Genomic DNA, 1,636 nt, shown 5'->3' on the forward strand with positions numbered 1-1,636 from the left:
GAACATGTCAAAACAGTCGGGGTTCAGTCTTTCATCAAGAAGTTTTATGAAGCTATGACCTATAGTGAGTTGGATACAGGGCGGCTTCGCCGGCTGACCGAATCTCCCGGTCAATTGCGACTAGTGCGCGAAGAAAATTGGAAAGCAAGCCGTCTGGCGGCATAGCGAATTGAACTGATACAGACAGCTTAGGCAGCGGTTGCGCGGCGCTACTCGTCTTTCCGTTGAAGATGTCCGGCATGCTAAAACGAGCAGAAACGGTTTAGTTAAGGATGTGTTGATACGGATAAACCGGTGATTTTTGGAATAACCGAATAGGCAATAGTTGCGAAAACGTCAATTCCAGACCCCGCAAGATTTAAAAAACATTTTCATGCGTCAGCTCTGAAATAACATTTTGTCCCTTGACAAGGTTGTCCTTAATTAGTATTATTATTCTATGAATTCACCAAATATTGGTGAAGGGTGATAAATATGACGGTACATCGACTAAAGATAATTAATGTGGGTAATGAAATAGGCCTGGAAAAGACAATGACATTCAGACCATTTGGCAAACAAGCTAAAACGATAATACTTAATAAGATTAGTGAGTTGGTTCCTAATGATTGCTTGGACATGGATTTTTCGGGTATAGAAATTTGTGATGTTTCGTTTGTGGATGAGATAATTGTTGAGGTTCAATTATTTCTAAGAAACAACAAAGAGAATCTTTTTTTTGTCTCTAATATAAATGAGGCCACACTTGAAAACCTTGAGGCAGCGCTGTTTTACAGAGAAAAGAAAAATAATGAGCGCGTACCAGTTCTCATTAGCCGAGAAGGAGAACTGGTAGTAGTCGGAACATTAGAACCTAATTTACACGAAACTTTTAAACAACTGGCTAAAGCTAAAGAGATTACTGCAAGGGACATAGCGGAATTAAACGATATTGCAATCAATAGCGCCAGTAATAGGCTTAAGAAATTGTTTGATTTGCGCCTGGTACTTAGGCAGGAAAGAATAACTCCAAATGGAAAAGATCATATTTATCAAGTTCCAATTTAATATCTGCTGATTTTACTCTTCACTTAGGTGAGGAGTAAAAAAATAAGAAAGTGTTCACTAAAATTTAGTGAACACCTGAGGGGAGGTGACAAAATGAACAAAATCGGAATTGCAGTAGGAGGCGGTAAGGCATTTGGGATTTCTCTAATAGCCTTGTTCGCTTTAAGTTTGGCAGCTCTTACACTAGCTTATAAAGCGGGCCAGAATAAGAATCAGATATCATATTAGACGAATTTGGGGGTTTGACAGTGCACAAAATTACTTTTTATCCAATAGGAAACGCAGATTGCTGTAAAATTGATCTGCACTCAGGGCAGAAACTGCTCTTTGATTTTGCTCATTATACTGTGGCAGAAGATGATAATGATAAGAGGGTTGACTTGGCTGCAGCCATTCGCGAGGACCTAGAAGCAGACAGCCGAACCGATTTTGATGTGGTTGCTTTTAGCCATGCTGACGATGGTGCGCCACGAAGGCGCAGGGCTGCATGAGAGCCCTAAAGCCATGCTTAATCGAAGATGAGGGAAGGCCCCTCGGAGCCGCCATGCAGGTGGAGGCTTCAAACCACCGTAAGCTGCTGTGGACAAAA

At 41.2% G+C, this 1,636-nt stretch carries 3 protein-coding genes; all 3 read left to right on the forward strand.

The features are described from left to right. Window positions 1-474 precede the first annotated feature (474 nt). The 3 genes from Pmgp_RS19210 to Pmgp_RS19215 all read left to right on the forward strand — a co-directional run bounded on the left by Pmgp_RS19210 (window position 475) and on the right by Pmgp_RS19215 (window position 1,538). Window positions 475-1,047 carry a helix-turn-helix transcriptional regulator gene (locus Pmgp_RS19210; RefSeq protein WP_134216287.1) on the forward strand — a complete coding sequence of 191 codons (573 nt, stop codon included), beginning with the start codon at window positions 475-477 and terminating at the stop codon, window positions 1,045-1,047. Between the two features lie 93 nt (window positions 1,048-1,140). Continuing rightward, the gene (locus Pmgp_RS20645) at window positions 1,141-1,275 is read left to right on the forward strand and encodes a hypothetical protein (RefSeq protein WP_282432925.1); all 135 of its coding nucleotides are present in this window, start codon (window positions 1,141-1,143) and stop codon (window positions 1,273-1,275) included. Window positions 1,276-1,295: 20 nt separating this feature from the next. Beyond that, window positions 1,296-1,538 (forward strand): hypothetical protein, encoded by a 243-nt coding sequence (locus tag Pmgp_RS19215; protein ID WP_134216289.1) that lies wholly within the window; start codon window positions 1,296-1,298, stop codon window positions 1,536-1,538. The last annotated feature ends 98 nt before the right edge of the window (window positions 1,539-1,636 follow it).

This window comes from Pelotomaculum propionicicum (assembly GCF_004369225.1).
Classification (GTDB): domain Bacteria; phylum Bacillota; class Desulfotomaculia; order Desulfotomaculales; family Pelotomaculaceae; genus Pelotomaculum_B; species Pelotomaculum_B propionicicum.

What these genes read in the sequence shown, in the direction of transcription:
- Pmgp_RS20645 (WP_282432925.1), top strand. Translation starts at nt 1,141, where the DNA reads ATGAACAAAATCGGAATTGCAGTAGGAGGCGGTAAGGCATTTGGGATT.
- Pmgp_RS19210 (WP_134216287.1), top strand. Translation starts at nt 475, where the DNA reads ATGACGGTACATCGACTAAAGATAATTAATGTGGGTAATGAAATAGGC.